Origin of the sequence: Streptomyces sp. NPDC051064 (genome assembly GCF_044455985.1) — a bacterium.
Taxonomy (GTDB): domain Bacteria; phylum Actinomycetota; class Actinomycetes; order Streptomycetales; family Streptomycetaceae; genus Streptomyces.
Window position 1 is genome coordinate 466527 of sequence record NZ_JBITFK010000003.1, and the last position, 17249, is coordinate 483775.

Here is a 17249-nt window from a genome sequence, read left to right on the forward strand (position 1 = left end):
AGATGCGTGCCCCGGCCACCTGGCCAGAGTCACCACTGACTCCCCCGCCTCAAGGACAACTGAGGCTTCCGTGTGCCGCGGCACACGGAAGCCATCCCGGGGCGCCGCCTGCCACTGCCGGGGCTTCGCCCCTTGGCGAGTGGCGGAACAACACCGCAGTCCCGGCCTGGGATGTTGTACGCGATGAGGACCGGGACACGTCGGGTTGTCCGTCCCACCGGCCGGGGCAGCCGCCAGGTGACGTGAGATCGGCGGCCCCTGCCGGTGGGTGACGGTGTCCCGTGCCTTATGGCGGGTCGAGGAGGCCAGGCACGGGAGTCCGGGGAGGTCAGTAGCCGTAGATCATCTTGTAGGCGACCTCGGGGAGGAACTGACCGGCCGCGGAGCCGGCTCCGACGCCGCAGGAGCCGTCGGACTCACCCGGGGTCTTGATCCACAGGAGCATCTCGGCGCCCCCGCCCTTCTGGCTGGGGGTGCCGAGCTTGCGGCCGGCGGAGTTGCACCATTCGCCGTTGTTGGAGCCGTTGCCGTTGCGGCTGGTGTCCACAACAAACGGCTTGGTGTATCCCCTGGACGAGCTCAGCGCGGCGTTGATCGCGTTGGCGTAGGTGATGTTCTGCGCGGTGGTGTAGTGGTTGGAGACGTTCATCGAGAAGCCGCGGGCGCGGCTGAGGCCCGCAGCGTTCAGGTTCGCGGCCATCGTGGTGGCGCTGAGCCAGGCCGGGTTGCCCGCGTCGAGGTAGACCCAGGTGTTGGGGGCCTTCGCGTTGAACTGGGTGATCGCGTTGTTGAGCAGGGCGTTGCGCTCGGCAATCTGGGCGGCTGTCATGCAGCCGGTGTCCCCGAGCGAGTCCGGCTCCAGGATGACGACGGCGGGACGGTTGCCGATGCCGCTGGCGAACGCGGCGATCCACTCGTTGTAGGCGGCCGCGGAGCCTGCCCCTCCGCCGGAATGCCCGCCGCAGATGTCGCGGTTGGGGATGTTGTAGGCCACGAGGACGGGCAGCTTGTCCGCGACATCGGCCGAGCCGGCGTAGGCGCCGGTCGCGGTGCCGATGGTGCCGCTCCAGTTGCCGAACCAGCGGGCCATGTTCTTCGTGGCGATGTTGTCCCGGACAGCGGACATTCGTCCGTCGCCGGGGTTGGCGGCAACCCACAGGGCAGGACTGGAGTTGGGGTCCACGTAGAAGCCACTGGTCAGCGTGGTCGGGTCGGCAGCCTGGGCGGACGGCGAGGCAACGAGGGACAACGGCAGGGCGAGCAGTGCTGCCGTCACCACACGGGTGAGGTGATGCATGGGGGTACCTCAGTTCCTGACGGGGGATACATCGCACGGCTCTCGTCCTGAGCGTGCGGCGCGCGGAGGAGGTGCGGTGGTTCGATGTCCCGGAAATCCCGCAACTCGGGCCGGGACGAAACACAACAACGAGCAACTCAGGGAAGCCGAGGGAGCGCTCCCACTGGAAGCGCTCCCGGATGGCATCCGAAAGCTTTGGGGTGCTGGCCGGTATCGTGTGATGCGCCGTTCAGCCTGTCAAGTGGCTCCACGCAACTTCCTTTCCTGACTCCGGGGCAACAGCAACTGAGCTGTAGCTCAACGGAACTGGAAGCGCTACCATCCCAGATTTCCGCCAGGTCCCGCAGGAGAAACTCTCGTATCGGCCACGGGGAAGGATCAACCCACGCCAGCGGATGTGCCGCGTCAAGGGATACCCAAGGCCGGCGCAGCCTTCGCGTCGCGACACGAAGGCTGCGCCACCAGCTGCCGACCGCGGAGTCGATGTCGCCAGAGAACCCGCTGGTCACAGTGGTGGGGGCGGTAGCGCGAGCGCGGGGATGCCGGTGGCGAACGCGCGCCGGCCCGAGCCTCACGGCCCAACTACTGAAAGCGCTACCGAAACACAGCCCAGGGGCGGCACAGAAACCCGTCCGCCCGATCCCCCGGGGCCACAGTTCAGGCCGTCGGGCACGTGGGAACATCACTGTGTCCGCCGTCGCGTGAAGCCGAGGAGCAAGTGTTTCGATGGAGCCGTCGCCCAGGCGCATGCCAACCCTCGACGAGGTGGCCGAACGTGCGGGCGTATCGCGCACCGCGGCTTCCCGGGCGATCAACAACGTCCCACACGTGAGCCGGGCCAAGCGGGATGCCGTCGAACGGGCCGTCCGCGAACTGGGATACGTGCCGAACCCGACCGCTCGGGCGCTGGCCACCCGCAAGGTCGGTGCGGTGGTGCTGGCTGCTTCCAGCGACGAGGCCGGGCTGTTCGCGGACCCGTTCTTCGCCGAGGTCATCGTCGGGGTGAGCGCGGCCCTGGAGCAGACCGACCTGGAGCTGATCCTGCTGCTCGCCAATACCCCGCGCGGCCGCGAACGCCTGCAGCAGATGATTCGCTCCCGCCGTGCCGACGGCATCATGCTGATGGCGCTACGGGGCGACGACCCGCTGGGGCGGCTGGCCGAGGAGGCCGGGATGCCGGTCGTCTTCGGCGGCCTGCCCCTGACCGGAGAGCCCCGCTGGTACGTGGATGCCGACAACAGAGGCGGGGCCAGGCTGGCCGCCGAGCACTTCGTGCGCACCGGGCGGACCAGGCCCGTCATGATCACCGGCCAGGTGAACACCCGGGTCTCGGTTGCCCGCGAGCAGGGCTTTGCCGAAGGTCTGACACTGGCCGGCGTCCCGCTGCTGGATGTCGCCTCCGGCGCGTTCCAAGAAGAGGGCGGCAGCGAAGCGATGGAGCAACTGCTGGATGCGCACCCGCAGTTGGATGCGGTCTTCGCAGCATCGGACGGGATGGCGATCGGCGCGCTCCAGACCTTGCGCCGCCGGGGGCGGCAGGTTCCGGAGGACGTGTCGGTGATCGGCTTCAACGACCTGGCCGGAGCCCGGCACACCAATCCGCCGCTGGCCACCGTGCACCAGCCGGTCAGAGCGCTGGGGCACGAGATGGCACGGATGCTGGTCAGCGCGATCGACGGACAGGACCCGAGCCCGCTGATCCTGCCGACCCGACTGACGGTACGCGAGTCCGCCGCGCCGGGCGCGACTGCGCTGCGCTGAGTACGGAGCCCACGCCGCCCACCGCATGGACGCCGTGGGCAACCGGGTCTTCTTCGGCCCGATGTTGCGCGGCGCGTATGACGAGGACCTACTCCAGGACACCGCACACCTGGTGGACCGGGCCGAGCTGGTGCGCCCCGGCGACCTGGAGGCCACCGCCGCCCCGATCGACCAGATCGGCATCAACTACTACACCCCGGCTGATCGTGCGCACCGGAAGCCTCAAGACCTTGCATCATCGCAGTTCACAAGGCACTTCCTCCTTCTCCCGAAAGTCATCCACAGATCCCGCGTCGGTGGATCGAGGCTTAGACTGACGCCGGGAACGGTCCGGCGGGAGGTTTACGGTGCGAGAAGAGGCGGGCGCCGAGGAGTCGCCGCGGCCGCAGTCGTTGATGCTCGGCTTCCTCGGGATCCACGTCCTGGGGCACGGCAGTGCGGTGTATTCGGGCAGTGTGATCAACCTCTTCGCGCGCGTGGGCGTCTCCGAGGAGGCCGTACGCTCCACCCTCACCCGCATGGTCAAGCGCGACCTGCTCTCCAGGCACCGGCGCGGGCGCAAGATGTACTTCGGGCTCACAGTGCGCTCGACCGAGGTACTCCGGGAGGGGCACGAGAGGATATGGCGGGCCGGGGCTGTGAACCGTGACTGGAACGGGAGTTGGACCGTGGTCGGCTTCTCTTTGCCGGAAGCCTGGCGCAGCCGGCGTCACGACCTGCGCTCGCGTTTGATCTGGGCGGGGTTCGGCCCCCTGCAGAACGGCATGTGGATCGCCCCTGGCGACGTCGATGTCTCCGCGGTGCTCGAGGGACTCGGCCTGGAGGATCACCTGAACGTGCTGCGCGCCCAGGTGGCCGGTCCCACCCGCCCCGACCAGCTCATCGAGCGCGCCTTCGACACCGCGGACACCGCCAAGCGTTACGAAGCCTTCCTGGACCGGTGGGACCGTGCACGGCCGACGGTGGCGGCGTCGGACGACCTCACCCGGCAACTCCTGCTGCACGCCGACTGGTTGCAGCTGGTCCGTTCCGACCCGCGGCTGCCCGCCGAACACTTGCCGGCCGACTGGCCGGCGATCCGCGCCGAGTTGGTCTTCCGCACTCTGGCCGAGCAGTACGAAACACCGGCGCGGGCTCTCGCCGCGGACCTGCTCGACACCATCGAGGTGGGTACGCCCCAGGAGGGCTCGGCGGCATCTGCCTGATCAGCGCCTTCCAGTCCAGAGGGCCTTCGGCAATGAGCCGAGGGGACGGCGGAGCCCGCCCGCCGGACGGCGGACAGGGCACCGGACATCATTCCTGCGCGGGGCGCGGGGGCGAGAGCGCCCGAGGGTTCTCCTATACGTAGAAGCGGGAGAGGCTCTGCAGCACGCAGGCCGGCTTGGCGCCGCCCTCGATCTCGATGGCACCGTCGACGGTGACCTGCACTCCGCCCGGGACGTCCTCGACGGCGGCGAGCCGCGCGGTGAGCCGCAGCCGTGAGCCGACCGGGACGGGGGCGGGGAAACGGACCTTGTTCAGCCCGTAGTTGACCTTGGTGGTGACGCCCCGGACGTCGAGGAGGCGGGTGAAGAGCGGGATGAAGAGGGACAGTGTCAGATAGCCGTGGGCGATCGGAGCGCCGAAGGGGCCGTCCTTGGCCTTCTCGACGTCCACGTGGATCCACTGGTGGTCGCCGGTGGCGTCGGCGAAGCCGTCGATCTGCTTCTGAGTGATGTCGATCCAGTCGCTGGTGCCCAGTTCGCCGGCGGCGATCTTCTTCAGTTCGTCGATTCCGTTGACCGTGATGCCCACGGGGTCTCCGTTCACAATGGGTTTGGATGGTCACGCCGTTCCGTACCGCGTACGGACACGGTGCTTGAGGAGCTTCCCGGAGGCGGTGCGCGGCAGTTCCTCCACCACCACGACCGACTTCGGGATCTTGTACTTGGCGAGGCGTCCACTCAGGGACGCGAGGATGTCGTCCGCGTCGGGCGTGGTGCCCTCGTGGGCGACGACGACCGCCCGGGGCACTTCACCCCACTTCTCGTCGGGCACGCCGATGACCGCACACTCGGCGATGTCGGGGTGGGCAAGCAGGGCGTTCTCCACCTCGGCCGGGTAGATGTTCTCCCCGCCCGACAGGATCATGTCCTTGATGCGGTCGACGACGGTGACGTAGCCGTCGGCGTCGATCCGGGCGGCGTCCCCGCTGCGGAACCAGCCGTCGGCGAATGCGGCCGCGGTCTCCTCCGGCAGACCCCAGTAGCCGGGCATGACGTGCGGGCCGCGGACAACCACCTCGCCGGTCTCCCCCGCCCCGGCCGCGCTCATGTCGGGCCGCACGACACGGACGTCGCTGAAGAAGTGCGGCACTCCGGCCGACCCGGCCTTGGTCACGGCGTGCTCTGCATCGAGGAAGAGCGTGCCGGGCGAGGCCTCGGTCATCCCGTATCCCTGGAGAAAGGTCAGCCCCCGCGCCTGGTAGGCGGCGATGAGCGGGGCCGGTATGGGCGAACCGCCGCAGGTGAGGATGCGCAGGCTGGACAGGTCTGCCTCCGCCCAGCGCGGATGCCTGGCGACCTGGTCGAACATCGTCGGCACCCCGAACATGAAGGTGACCTTGTGCCGTTCGATCAGGTCGAGCGTGCCGCCCGGGTGGAATGACTCCACCAGCAGGCAGGCGCCGCCCTTGAGGAGGACCGGCAGGGTGAGCATGTTCAGCCCGGCGGTGTGGAACAGCGGGGCGGACACCAAGGCGGTCTCGTCGGAGATCAGATCGTGATCGAGCAGGACGTTGATCGCGTTCCAGGTGAGGTTTGCGTGGGTGAGCATCGCGCCCTTGGGCCGGCCCGTCGTTCCGGAGGTGTACATGATGATGCAGAGGTCGTCGGGCGTGACGGGTTCGTCGATCGGCTCGGCCGAGGAGGCCGCGAGCAGTTCCTCGTACCCGGTGCCGCCAACCGGGATGACGGTCCGCACGTCCGTTTCCCCGCGCACCGAATCCACCAGGGCGACGTGCGAGGGGGCGTAAAGCAGGGCGCGGGCCCCGGAGTCGGTCAGCTGGTAGGCGATTTCGGGCGCTGCGAGCCGGGTATTGAGCGGGACGAAGACCGCGCCAAGAAGCCCGGTGGCGAAGAGGGTCTCCAGGAAGGAGGGGTGGTTGGGGCCGAGATAGGCGACGCGGTCGCCGCGCCGGATGCCGGCTGCCCGCAGGGCGTGGGCGAGCCGGGTGGTGCGCTCGTGCAATGCCCCGTAGGTGACGGCGGTCGACTGGTGGATCAAGGCGGTGCGGTGCGGGGTCTTACGGGCCCGGCGGGCGGGCCACGACCCCAGTCCCTCGTTGCGCATCATGTCCCCCTTCAGGAGCCGGAGTCGGTGAGTCCGAGCAGCCGGGCGGCATTCTCCTTGAGGATCTTCGGACGGACCTCGTCCTTGATCGGCAGCTTGTCGAAGTCGGCGAGCCACCGGTCGGGGGTGAGCACCGGGTAGTCGGAGCCGAAGAGGACCTTGTCCTTGAGCAGAGTGTTGGCGTACTGCACCAGTTGCGGCGGGAAGTACTTCGGCGACCAGCCGGACAGGTCGATGTGCACGCCCGGCTTGTGGGTGGCCACGGCCAGCGCCTCGTCCTGCCAGGGGAAGGAGGGGTGCGCCAGGATGATCTTCAGGTGTGGGAAGTCGGCGGCCACGTCGTCGACGTACATCGGGTTGGAGTACTTCAGCCGGATGCCTCCGCCCCCGGGGACGCCGGCGCCGATGCCGGTCTGGCCGGTGTGGAACAGCGCGATGGCGCCGGTCTCCTCGATTACCTCGTACAGCCCGTAGGCCAGGCGGTCGTTGGGGAAGAAGCCCTGGATGGAGGGGTGGAACTTGAAGCCCCTGACCCCGTACTCCTCCACCAGCCTGCGGGCCTGCTTGACGCCCGCGCGGCCGCGGAAGGGGTCGATGGACGCGAAGGGGATCAGCACGTCCGGGTTGGCGGCCGCGGCCTCGGCAACCTCCTCGTTGGGGACCGGCTCGGTGCCGGTGGCGTGCTCGGCGTCCACGGTGAAGATCACCGCGGCCATCTTCCGTTCCCGGTAGTAGGTGGCTGTCTCCTGAAGTGTCGGCTTTCGCCTGCCCTCGACCTTGAAGTAGGCGCTGGAGGCGTCGTGCAGGTCCTCCGACAGCGACGCCTGCCCCTTGGAGGAGACCTCGCAGTGGGTGTGGACGTCGATGGCCGTGAGCTCGGCCACGTCAATGGTGCTGCTCATCATGCCTCCGGGAGCATCGGAGCGGGGATGCCGACGGTCTGCGGTTCGCTGCCGACCGAGGTGCGCCAGACGGCGGCGATGGTCTGCGGGGTCCAGCCGCCGTCGGCGTACGCGGCCGCGACCTCCTGAGGGTGCGACCACAGGGTGAGCTTGTCCCCACCGATTCCGACGCACTGGCCGGTGATCCCACGAGCCGCGTCGGAGGCGAGGAAGGGCACCAGGCCGGCGCAGTCCTCGGGGGTGCCGAATCCCTCGCCCTTGCGCAGGGCGTCCGGCAGCGGCTCGCCGCGGTGCATGGCTTCGACGTACGGCGCGAAGGCGGGGATGGTCTCCGTCATCGCGGTCGCGGCCACCGGCACGATGGCGTTGACCGTGATGCCCGCGCGTCCCAGCTCCATCGACCAGGTCCGCGCCATGGCGACGACACCGGCCTTGGCAGCCGCGTAGTTGGTCTGCCCGAAGTTGCCGCGCTGGCCCGCGGGCGAGCCTACGAGCACCAGGCTGCCGCCTTCACCCTGCTCCCGCATGCGGACGGCGGCGGCGCGAGCGCACGTGAAGGTGCCTTTCAGGTGCGTGGTGATGACGGCGTCGAAGTCGTCGTCACTCATCTTCCACAGAACCCGGTCGCGCAGGATCCCGGCGTTGGTGACCATGATGTCCAGCCGGCCGAAGGCGTCCACGGCGCGGGCGACCAGTCGGTCGGCGGCCTCGGTGGTCCCGACCGCAACGGTCTCGGCGACCGCCTTGCCGCCGGCCTCGGTGAGGGACTTGGCCGCCTGTTCGGCGACGGCCTCGTCGATGTCGTTGACGACCACGGCGGCGCCGGCCTCGGACAAGGCGGTGGCGTACGCGAGGCCTAGGCCGCGGCCGGAGCCGGTGACGACGGCCACCTTGCCGGTGAGATCGACGGTGAGATCGAGGGTGGGGGTGTGCGGCATGGGGATGTCCCTTCGACAGGCGGGAGAGGCTTCAGGCAGCGGATGATCCGGAGAGCCCGTGCTCGATCCGCGCCGGTCCGCCGTATGGGAAGCTAGGACCAATAATTGTTGACGTCAATAGTTGTACTCAACCTTCTCCTGATCCATGCTGAGAACCTCAACACCGCGCCGCCCCACCCACCCCGGGGCCCGGACCAGGGAGTACGCCATCACCACCCAACGACCGCATGCCCGCAAGGCTGAGCCCGTCGACGCGGACGAGCCCTGGATGCTCGGCCTGCACGCCGACACCGGCTATGTGCTCTACCGGCTCGGCCTGCGCTCGGGGCAGTTGTTCAACGCGGCGCTGCAGGAGTCCGGACTGCGGCTGCGCCACTATGCGCTCACGCGCTATCTCGCCACCGTCGAGGGCGCTCTCCAGCGCGAGTTGAGCGACCGCCTCGGCTACGACCCCAGCGCCATCGTCGGCCTCGTCGACGACCTCGAACGGCTCGGGTTCGTCGAGCGGCGACCCGCCCCCGGCGACCGGCGCAGCCGCGTCGTGGTCCTCACCGACGGCGGCCGGACCTTTCTGCGCGACACCGACCGCATGAGCCGCCGCGTCACCGACGAGCTGCTTCACCCCCTCTCAAAGGGCGAGCAGGAGGCGCTGCACGCGCTGCTGCTGCGCATCGCCGAGCCCGGCCGAACCTGACGGCACCGCGACAGACCCCGGTGCACAGCGGACCCAGTTGACCTTGTGCGAAATCTTGACGGCTGAAAAATATGTACCTAACTTCGCGTACTCACCGCCCAGCCAAGGGAGTTCGCGATGCAGCCGCCCGTCCCCGTCCCTGAATCCACCGTCCCACCAGGTCAGTTGCGCCGGGTCGCGCTGTCTGGTCTGCTCGGCACAGCGGTGGAGTTCTATGACTTCCTGGTCTACGGAACCCTCGCCGCCCTCGTCTTCGGCGAGCTGTTCTTCCCTCAGGCCGACCCCGTGGTCGGCACCGTCGCCGCATTCGGCACCTTCGCGGCCGGGTATGTGGCCCGCCCGCTCGGCGCCGTCGTCTTCGGCCACTTCGGCGACCGCCTCGGCCGCAAGTCGATGATGCTGCTGACGATGGTGCTGATGGGTACCAGCAGCTTCCTCATCGGCCTGCTGCCGACGCACGACGCGATCGGCGTGTGGGCGCCGGTGCTGCTGGTGACCCTGCGCGTGGTGCAGGGCATCGCGATCGGCGGAGAGTGGGGCGGCGCGACGCTCATGGTCGCCGAACACGCGTCAGGGGCACACCGCGGACTGTGGACCAGCTTCACGCAGATGGGCGCGCCGCTCGGATCGGTGCTCTCCGCCGCCATGGTCACCGCGGTCGCCGCGCTGCCGGACGACCAGTTCCGCACCTGGGGCTGGCGGATACCGTTCCTGTTCAGCCTGGTGCTCCTCGGCGTCGGGCTCTACGTGCGGCTGAAGGTCACCGAGAGCCCGCTGTTCGCGACGGTCAAGCAGGAGCGGTCGGAGGCGAAGCTGCCGCTGCTGGTGGTCCTGCGCCGACCACGCGCGGTACTGCTCGCCACCTGCGTCGGGATCGGCGCCTTCGTCGCCCAGTCGCTGCTGACCAGCTTCATGATCGCGTACGCCGTGGGCATCGGCTACACCCGTTCCCAGGTCCTCGCCGGTGTCACGATCGCCTCCTGCGTAGCCCTGCTCGTACTGCCGACGGCCAGCGCCCTGTCCGACCGATTCGGTCGCCGCCCGGTGGTCCTGACCGGGGCCGTCCTGTCCGCGGCCACCGCCTTCCCGGTCTTCGCGCTGGTCGACTCCGGCTCGCCGGGCCTGCTGATCCTGGCGCTCGTCATCGGGCACGGCATCTCGCAGTCCACGATGTACGGACCGCTGGGTGCCCTGCTCACCGAGCTGTTCGGCACCCGTGTGCGATACACCGGCGCCTCGCTGGGCTACCAGACGGCGACGCTGCTCGGCGGGGGCTTCTCCCCGCTCCTGGCGGGGAGCCTGCTGGCTTCGTACGACGGCAGCAGCACGCCCGTCGCCCTGCTGCTGACCGCCGGCGCCGCCGTCACCGCGACGTCGGTCTGGCTGATCCGCGAAACCAGCCGCGACGAGCTCGCCGAGCCGTCGGCCACGACTCCCCCCACCCCGATCGAAGAGGAAGTACGCCCGTGAAGCCACGCACGCTCCGCCCGCGGGTCACCGCCGTCCTGGCCGCCGCTCTGCTCGCCGCATCCGTCAGCGCGACCGCTCCGGCGCAGGCCGCCCAGGAGCCGGTCCACCTCCAGGGCGCCCTGTCCTCCGGCGCCACCTACGTGATCGACGTGCCCGCAGGCTGGAACGGCACCGTTCTGCTCTTCAGCCACGGCTACCGTCCGGCGGGCGCCGCGAACCCCGCCCAGGACGCCCCGGACGACACCACGCAGAGCCTTCTGCTGGGCCAGGGCTACGCGCTGGCCGGCTCCTCCTACGCCACCACCGGCTGGGCGGTGGAACAGGCGGTGCCCGACCAACTCGCCGCTCTGGACACGTTCACCGAGAAGGTCGGCAAGGCCCGCCGCACCATCGCCTGGGGCCAGTCCTACGGCGGGCTGGTGACCACCACCATCGCCGAGCGTCACCCCGACCGGATCGACGGCTCACTGTCGACGTGCGGGCTCCTCCAGGGCGGCGTCGCCAACTGGAACTCCACCCTCGACCCGGTCTTCGCCCTCAAGACCCTGCTCGCCCCCGGCACGGACATCCCGCTGGCCGGCCTGGGCGACGCGGCCACCGCGACCACTGCCGCGAACTCGCTGACGGACGTCGTGTCGAAGGCACAGGACAGCGCCACCGGCCGGGCCCGGATCGCCTTGGCCGCGGCCCTGCACAACATCCCCGGCTGGAACGACCCCGCTCAGACCCGCCCCGCGCCGACCGACTACGAGGCCCAGCAGGCGAACCAGTACCAGGCACTGGCCGGTCTGATCGCGACGCCCGCCTTCAGGTGGCGCCAGGAGGCCGAGAGCCGGGCCGGCGGCAACATGTCATGGAACACCGGCGTGGACTACGCGGCCATGCTCAGCGACTCATCCGGCTACCAGGAGGTCAAGGCCCTGTACAAAGCGTCCGGGTTGTCCCTCAAGGGTGACCTCGACCAGCTGGAGAAGGCCCCGCGCGTCAACGCCGACCCCTCCGCCGTCAACTACATGGTCAAGAACGTCGCCTTCACCGGAAAGCTCCGCAAGCCCCAACTGGACATCCACACCACCGGCGACCCCCTCATCCCGGTACAGGCCACAAGCGCCCACCGGCGCGCGGTGACCGCCTCCGGCGCCTCCGCCCTGCTCCGCCAGGCGTACGTGGAGAACGCCGGGCACTGCACCTTCACCCCTGCCGAACAGGTCGCCGCACTGCACAAGCTGGACCAGCGGATCACCACCGGCCACTGGGGCGACACCAGTGCCGCCGCACTCAACGCCGAGGCCCGCAGGATCGACGCCGGCGCCACCGCCCGCTACCTCACCTACCGGCCGGACCCCTACCCGAGGCCCTTCGACCTCGCCCATCCCACGGACGGCGACAGGCAGCCCCAGGACTGACACCTGCCGACCCGGACCGGCACCGCCGCACACAGCCCGGGCCCACACAGCCCGGGCCGCGGCGCTGTCCGCATGCGCTCACACCTGGCGCCGTTGAGCGTACGGAGTCCTCCTGACCGACCGCTCTGACGTGCCCGACGCTGCTTCCCCCGACGCTGCTCCCAACGGCATGTCCCGCCGCCTTCCGGGTGGGCTGCTCGGCGGCGGTGCCATCGCCGCCGCCACCGCACTGACCACCGCCTCTGTGGCTCCACCGCCCCCTTACTCGGTAGTGGACGGCGAGCTGCTCGCCCACCCGGTTCAGCCTCTGCACCGGGCGCCACCAGGGCCGCACGAAGGGCGGCCTGAGCGAGCCGATCGGCAACCGCCCCAGGGACTGGACTGTCGGTCTGCGCGGGCGGCTGGAGCCGTTGCGCGGGAAGATGACCAATCTCAACCAGGGCGCCCCCGGCGGCTGTTGGGAATGTGTGACCAAAGCCGAAAAGCACGCCGAGGGCATGCCGGAACTTCGCGCTCCGCTGGCGACCGGGCGGTTCTGTAGAATCTCTCTGCCAGACGGGTTTCCGGGCCCAGAAACGGATGAGATGGACGGCGGGGCTCTCGCCCCGCCGGACGGCGTTCCGCGCATGTCAATCCATCTGTCTCGAAGTGGGACACGTGTGTCACTCGCATACCTGCCTTGACCTGGGTAAACGCCCTCTCGGAGTCACGGCTCGCAGGCGGTGTCGATCGGGTGGGTGGCATACCTGGCCATGCATGCAGCGCGTCTGTCCGGAGCGGGGAAGAGCAGTAGTGTCGGACAGCCATGAGGGAGCGCCGGTGCGCAGCGAGAAGGCCGTGCGGACTGACGGGCCGACGTCGGTGAAGATCGCGCAAATCGCCGAGTTGGCGGGTGTATCGGTGCCCACGGTGTCAAGGGTGCTCAACGGCCGGCCAGGGGTGTCGGACGAGACCCGGTCCCGGGTCGAGGAACTGATCAACGAGTACGGATACCGCAAGCCCTCGGACAACAAGCAGAAGTTCGTAGAGCTGATCTTCCGCGAGCTGGAGAGCATGTGGGTGGGGGAGATCATCCGCGGTGTCGAGGAGGTGGCCCGCAGGAACCGCGCCGGTGTCGTGGTCTCCAAGTTCGGCCTGCACGACGCCGACGCCTCGGTCGACGACACCGTGGGGCGACGCCCGCTGTGTGTCCTGTCGGTGTTCCAGCTCCCTGAAGCGGAGCGGGAGCGACTCAAGGCGAAGGGCATCCCCTATGTCGTCTTCGATCCGGTGGACGATGTTCCCGAAGGTGTTCCCTATGTCGGCGCCACCAACTTCAAGGGGGGCCGGTCCGCGACGCGCCACCTGATCGCGCTGGGGCACCGGCGCATCGCCATGGTCAGCGGCCCCGATCACGCATTCTGCCTGGCCCGGGCGGCGGGCTACCGGTCCGCACTCGAGGCGGCCGGACTCCCCGTGGACCCGGATCTGACGGTCCGTTCCCAGCTTACGCGCGAGGGCGGCCAGGCCGTGGCGCGCACCCTGCTCGGCCGGCCGGATCGGCCCACCGCGATCGTCACCGCGAACGACATGCAGGCGCTTGGTGTCTACCAGGCGGCGCGCGAGGCCGGGCTGCGCGTCCCCCAGGACCTGAGCGTGGTCGGCTTCGACGACATGCCGGTCGCGGTCTGGGCCGATCCGCCGCTGACGACGGTGCGGCAGCCGTTGAGCGAAATGGCGGCCTCCGCCACCGAGTTGGCCCTCGCGCTCGGCCGCGGGGAGAGGGTCCCGCAGCTCGGCCTGGAGATCGCCACGGAACTCGTGGTCCGCCAGAGCACGGCCCCGCCGCAGAGCTGAGCGCGGCTCGGCCGACGAACCGAGCGCGGTGCCCGTGCGACCCAGGTGCGCCCCGGCGCCCTCCAAGTCGCCCACTCATTGCTCCGACTCCCCCGGCCGCTCACACAGGGCCTCCGCCGGCCCTGGGAGAAACCCACCATCGCCGACCGGCTCACCCCGGCCCGTGTCCGCCGGGGTTTCAGGAACATCCGGTGTCGAAACTTTCGCGCAAGATTTTCTTAGCGAGGGTTGAAACTTTTGCGTGCGCAGCATTGACCAGACACCGTCAAGCGCTTCATCATTCCTACGTCCGAAGGCCCGTCTGTCGTCCGGTATATCGACCAGGCGTCGGGCTGGCCGTACAGCCGGCCGAACCCGCTCCACCGCATGCGCACCACCCCCCACTTCCTGTTCCGGTGAGACTCCCCCTCTCGCGACCCCGGTCCTCGTGCAGCCGGGCGCACCAGACGCCGCGAGCGGGTCCATCGGTCGAGCCGCTGGAGCTACCCATGCCCCTGCCGTATCGTGTCCGCCCCTGCCGCCGCCACGCCTGTGTGGCCCTGCTCATCGCCCTGCTTGCGGCGTTCCTAGCCGTGCCCGCCAAGGGAGCCACGCCAACGGGAGCCCTCCAGCCGGGCCTGCCGAGCAGCTTCCGATGGTCGTCCACGGGGCCGCTGATCTCACCGCAACCGGACGGCAGCAACTCCGTCGCCGTCAAGGACCCGTCGGTGGTTCAGGACAAGAGCGGAAGATGGCACGTCTTCATGACCACCGCGAGCACCTCCGGTGACTGGAGCCTGGCCGAGACCAGCTTCGACGACTGGTCCCAGGCCGCCGGCGCGAAGCAGACCCACCTGGAGACCGCTTCCGCCATCGGCCCCGGTTACCGCGCCGCTCCGCACGCCTTCTACTTCGCCCCCAAGGGCGAGTGGTACCTCGTCTACCAGACCGGGCTGCCGTCGTACTCCACCACCAAGGACATCAACGACCCGACCAGCTGGTCGGCGCCGAAGAACTTGATGAACAGCGTGCCCGATGTCGTCCGGCAGAACATCGGCAACGGCAACTGGCTCGACTTCTACGTGATCTGCGACGACGTGAAGTGCTATCTGTTCTCCGCGGACGACAACGGCCATGTGTACCGGTCCGAGACCACCGTCGCCAACTTCCCCAACGGTTTCGGCAACACCCGGATCGTGCTCCAGGACTCCCGTTTCGCCCTGTTCGAAGGAGGCGCGGTCTACCGCGTCGAGGGCACCGACACCTACCTGCTGATGTGGGAGGCCATCGGCTCCGACGGCAACCGCTACTACCGCTCCTTCACCTCCAAGGGCCTGACCGGCACGTGGCAGCCGCTCGCCGCCACCGAAGCGAGCCCCTTCGCCCGCTCCACCAACGTCACCTTCCCGGGAGGCGCCTGGACAAAGGACATCAGTCATGGCGAGCTGCTCCGCTCCACCAATGACCAGACCATGACCGTCGATCCATGCCACCTCCGGCTCCTCTACCAGGGCCGGAACCCCAACTCCAGCGGCGAGTACTCGCAGTTGCCCTACCGACTCGGTCTGGCCACACAAACCGGCTCCGCCTGCTGAGACCTCACTCCCCCCACACACACAAGGAGTCACGCATGTCGTTGAGACGACGTACCTTCCTCGGCCTGACCGCGGCCGCGACAGCCGGCCTGAGCACCTCCCTGCTCGGCTCCGGACTGCATCGTGCCTCCGGGGCCGAACTGGCCGCGCCCGCGCCGAAGTTCGCCATCGGAGTGCGCCAGTTCAACTGGAGCCGAGGTGCCCGCTCGCTGTTCACCAAGGTCTTCTACCCCACCCCCGGCACCCCCGGCGGCGCCCCCGTCCCCAACGCACCTCTCGCCGACGGTGTGTTCCCCGTCGCCGAGTGGAGCCACGGCATGGGCGGCAACTCCGACTCCTACGCCTCGCAGACCCATGCGATAGCCTCCGCCGGCTTCATCTGCCCCGCTCCCTCGTTCTCCGACAACACCAACCTCGGCTCCGTCTACGGAGGCGAATGGTCGAAGGACGTCTCCGAGGTCATCACCCGGACCCTGGCGCTCAACGACGCCACGGGCGGCCCCTTCGCCGGGCACATCGACACCGCGGCCGGCGTCGGCGTCTCCGGGCACTCGATGGGCGGCATGACCACCCACGGCCTGGTGACCGCATGGCCCGACGACCGTATCGTCGCCGCCGTCCCGGTCGCCTGTGTGGACATGGGCAACCCCGCCGCCTCGGTCCATGCAGGCGTGCTGTTCATCCACGGCGACAGGGACCCTACCTGCGACTATGCCCTTGCCCGGCGGGCGTACGAGGAGCTGCGCGCGCCCAAGGCGTTCCTCACCCACGTCGGCGCGGACCATGCCGCGTACCTGAACCCGGGGTTCCCCACCTTCGACCGGACCCAGAACACCCTCGTGGACTGGTTCCGCTGGCGCCTGTACGACGACACCGCCGCCCGTGACCGGCTCCCCGCCGACGCCACCGGCGCCGGAACCCGCTGGGAATCCGCTCTGACCTGACGGCCGACGGCCGTACGAATCCAGGCCCTGCAGCACTGCCACCCCCCATAAGAGAGGGACACGCAATGACCGACAGATCCTCCAGAAGCCGCACAACGCGACGCACCCGGTCGGCGATCACCGTCGCGGCGACCGGCGCCCTGGCGGCAGCGGCCGTCCTGGCGTTCTCGCCCACCGCTCAGGCCGCCGATACCCTCGGCGGCGCGGCCGCCCAGCACGGCCGGTACTTCGGCGCCGCGGTCGCCCCGCACCTCGGTGAGACCGACTACGAGGGCACTCTCAACCGGGAGTTCTCCAGCGTGGTCGCCGAGAACGCGATGAAGTGGGACGCCACCGAGCCCAGCCGGGGGCAGTTCAACTTCAGCGGAGGCGACCAACTCGTCACCTATGCCCAGCAGCGCGGCAAGTTCGTCCGCGGCCACGCCCTGGTCTGGCACGCCCAGCAGCCCGGCTGGGTACAGGGACTGACCGGTGACAACCTACGCCAGGCGATGCGGGGCCACATAGCGGGGGTCGCCGGCCACTACGCGGGCAAGATCGACTCCTGGGACGTGGTCAACGAGGCGTTCGAATGGGACGGCAGCCGCCGCCAGTCCAACCTCCAGCAGCAGCTCGGCAACGGCTGGATCGAGGACGCCTTCCGCGCGGCGAAAGCAGCCGACCCCAAGGCCAAGCTCTGCTACAACGACTACAGCACCGACGGCATCAACGCCAAGAGCGACGCCATCTACCGGATGGTCCAGGACTTCCGCGCCCGCGGCGTACCGCTCGACTGCGTCGGCTTCCAGAGCCACCTCTCCTCCAACTCCGACCTCAGCACCTACCGGCAGAACCTCCAACGCTTCGCCGACCTCGGCGTGCACGTGCAGATCACCGAACTCGACGTCGGGGGCTCCGGCGCGGCACAGGCCAACGTGTACCGGCAGGTCACCCAGGCGTGCGTGGCCGTCGCCCGGTGCAATGGCATCACCGTGTGGGGCATCACCGACAAGTACTCCTGGCGCGCCCAGGAAACCCCGCTGCTCTTCAACGGCAACTACCAGAAGAAGGAGGCTTACGGTGCGGTCCTCGCTGCGCTGAACAGCGCAGCGAGCTGA

At 69.3% G+C, this 17249-nt stretch carries 14 protein-coding genes and 1 pseudogene; 10 read left to right on the forward strand and 5 right to left on the reverse strand.

Translation table 11 applies throughout. The features are described 5' to 3' along the window. Positions 1 to 328: 328 nt before the first annotated feature. Positions 329 to 1297: a glycoside hydrolase family 6 protein gene (locus tag ACIBCU_RS13965; RefSeq protein ID WP_399231440.1), complete on the reverse strand. Its 969-nt coding sequence runs from the start codon at positions 1295 to 1297 to the stop codon at positions 329 to 331. Positions 1298 to 2023: 726 nt separating this feature from the next. Between ACIBCU_RS13965 and ACIBCU_RS13970 the strand changes: the two genes are divergently transcribed. The 3 genes and pseudogenes from ACIBCU_RS13970 (at position 2024) to ACIBCU_RS13980 (ending at position 4263) form a co-directional block, all read left to right on the forward strand. Then, positions 2024 to 3058: a LacI family DNA-binding transcriptional regulator gene (locus tag ACIBCU_RS13970; RefSeq protein WP_399231442.1), complete on the forward strand. Its 1035-nt coding sequence runs from the start codon at positions 2024 to 2026 to the stop codon at positions 3056 to 3058. A 7-nt stretch (positions 3059 to 3065) separates the two neighbouring features. Then, positions 3066 to 3257: pseudogene (locus ACIBCU_RS13975) on the forward strand (family 1 glycosylhydrolase); the annotation flags it as partial. 148 nt (positions 3258 to 3405) lie between these two features. Beyond that, positions 3406 to 4263, forward strand: coding sequence for a PaaX family transcriptional regulator C-terminal domain-containing protein (locus ACIBCU_RS13980; protein ID WP_362932200.1), 858 nt, complete (start codon positions 3406 to 3408; stop codon positions 4261 to 4263). 133 nt (positions 4264 to 4396) lie between these two features. Here ACIBCU_RS13980 and ACIBCU_RS13985 read toward each other — a convergent pair whose 3' ends face one another. From ACIBCU_RS13985 to ACIBCU_RS14000, 4 genes are read right to left on the reverse strand one after another with little or no spacing between them, the layout of a single operon-like run. After that, positions 4397 to 4852, reverse strand: a complete 456-nt coding sequence (locus ACIBCU_RS13985; protein WP_362932198.1) for a MaoC family dehydratase — start codon at positions 4850 to 4852, stop codon at positions 4397 to 4399. Between the two features lie 30 nt (positions 4853 to 4882). Next, a complete protein-coding gene (locus ACIBCU_RS13990) occupies positions 4883 to 6388 on the reverse strand; it encodes a long-chain fatty acid--CoA ligase (RefSeq protein WP_362932320.1) in 1506 nt (501 codons plus the stop codon). Between the two features lie 11 nt (positions 6389 to 6399). Beyond that, on the reverse strand, positions 6400 to 7290 hold the full coding sequence (locus ACIBCU_RS13995; protein ID WP_399231445.1) for an amidohydrolase family protein: 891 nt from the start codon (positions 7288 to 7290) through the stop codon (positions 6400 to 6402). Beyond that, on the reverse strand, positions 7290 to 8228 hold the full coding sequence (locus ACIBCU_RS14000) for an SDR family oxidoreductase (protein ID WP_362932196.1): 939 nt from the start codon (positions 8226 to 8228) through the stop codon (positions 7290 to 7292). Before ACIBCU_RS14000 ends, ACIBCU_RS13995 begins: the two co-directional genes overlap by 1 nt. A 145-nt stretch (positions 8229 to 8373) precedes the next feature. On the opposite strand from ACIBCU_RS14000, the gene ACIBCU_RS14005 reads away from it, so the two are divergent. The 7 genes from ACIBCU_RS14005 (at position 8374) to ACIBCU_RS14035 (ending at position 17249) form a co-directional block, all read left to right on the forward strand. Then, positions 8374 to 8922: a MarR family winged helix-turn-helix transcriptional regulator gene (locus tag ACIBCU_RS14005; protein ID WP_399231447.1), complete on the forward strand. Its 549-nt coding sequence runs from the start codon at positions 8374 to 8376 to the stop codon at positions 8920 to 8922. A gap of 117 nt (positions 8923 to 9039) precedes the next feature. After that, positions 9040 to 10392 carry an MFS transporter gene (locus tag ACIBCU_RS14010; protein WP_362932192.1) on the forward strand — a complete coding sequence of 451 codons (1353 nt, stop codon included), beginning with the start codon at positions 9040 to 9042 and terminating at the stop codon, positions 10390 to 10392. Beyond that, positions 10389 to 11798, forward strand: a complete 1410-nt coding sequence (locus ACIBCU_RS14015; RefSeq protein WP_399231450.1) for an alpha/beta hydrolase family protein — start codon at positions 10389 to 10391, stop codon at positions 11796 to 11798. Before ACIBCU_RS14010 ends, ACIBCU_RS14015 begins: the two co-directional genes overlap by 4 nt. Positions 11799 to 12659: 861 nt before the next feature. Then, positions 12660 to 13634 (forward strand): LacI family DNA-binding transcriptional regulator, encoded by a 975-nt coding sequence (locus ACIBCU_RS14020; protein WP_399231688.1) that lies wholly within the window; start codon positions 12660 to 12662, stop codon positions 13632 to 13634. A gap of 488 nt (positions 13635 to 14122) precedes the next feature. Further along, the gene (locus ACIBCU_RS14025) at positions 14123 to 15208 is read left to right on the forward strand and encodes a non-reducing end alpha-L-arabinofuranosidase family hydrolase (RefSeq protein ID WP_362932186.1); all 1086 of its coding nucleotides are present in this window, start codon (positions 14123 to 14125) and stop codon (positions 15206 to 15208) included. A 35-nt stretch (positions 15209 to 15243) separates the two neighbouring features. Further along, positions 15244 to 16152, forward strand: a complete 909-nt coding sequence (locus ACIBCU_RS14030) for an alpha/beta hydrolase (RefSeq protein WP_362932184.1) — start codon at positions 15244 to 15246, stop codon at positions 16150 to 16152. Positions 16153 to 16217: 65 nt separating this feature from the next. Then, positions 16218 to 17249, forward strand: coding sequence for an endo-1,4-beta-xylanase (locus ACIBCU_RS14035; protein WP_362932182.1), 1032 nt, complete (start codon positions 16218 to 16220; stop codon positions 17247 to 17249).

Coding starts and splice junctions, on each gene's coding strand:
- ACIBCU_RS13965 (WP_399231440.1), bottom strand. CDS start 1,297: ATGCATCACCTCACCCGTGTGGTGACGGCAGCACTGCTCGCCCTGCCG.
- ACIBCU_RS13970 (WP_399231442.1), top strand. CDS start 2,024: ATGGAGCCGTCGCCCAGGCGCATGCCAACCCTCGACGAGGTGGCCGAA.
- ACIBCU_RS13990 (WP_362932320.1), bottom strand. CDS start 6,388: ATGCGCAACGAGGGACTGGGGTCGTGGCCCGCCCGCCGGGCCCGTAAG.
- ACIBCU_RS13995 (WP_399231445.1), bottom strand. CDS start 7,290: ATGAGCAGCACCATTGACGTGGCCGAGCTCACGGCCATCGACGTCCAC.
- ACIBCU_RS14000 (WP_362932196.1), bottom strand. CDS start 8,228: ATGCCGCACACCCCCACCCTCGATCTCACCGTCGATCTCACCGGCAAG.
- ACIBCU_RS14005 (WP_399231447.1), top strand. CDS start 8,374: ATGCTGAGAACCTCAACACCGCGCCGCCCCACCCACCCCGGGGCCCGG.
- ACIBCU_RS14010 (WP_362932192.1), top strand. CDS start 9,040: ATGCAGCCGCCCGTCCCCGTCCCTGAATCCACCGTCCCACCAGGTCAG.
- ACIBCU_RS14025 (WP_362932186.1), top strand. CDS start 14,123: ATGCCCCTGCCGTATCGTGTCCGCCCCTGCCGCCGCCACGCCTGTGTG.
- ACIBCU_RS14030 (WP_362932184.1), top strand. CDS start 15,244: ATGTCGTTGAGACGACGTACCTTCCTCGGCCTGACCGCGGCCGCGACA.
- ACIBCU_RS14035 (WP_362932182.1), top strand. CDS start 16,218: ATGACCGACAGATCCTCCAGAAGCCGCACAACGCGACGCACCCGGTCG.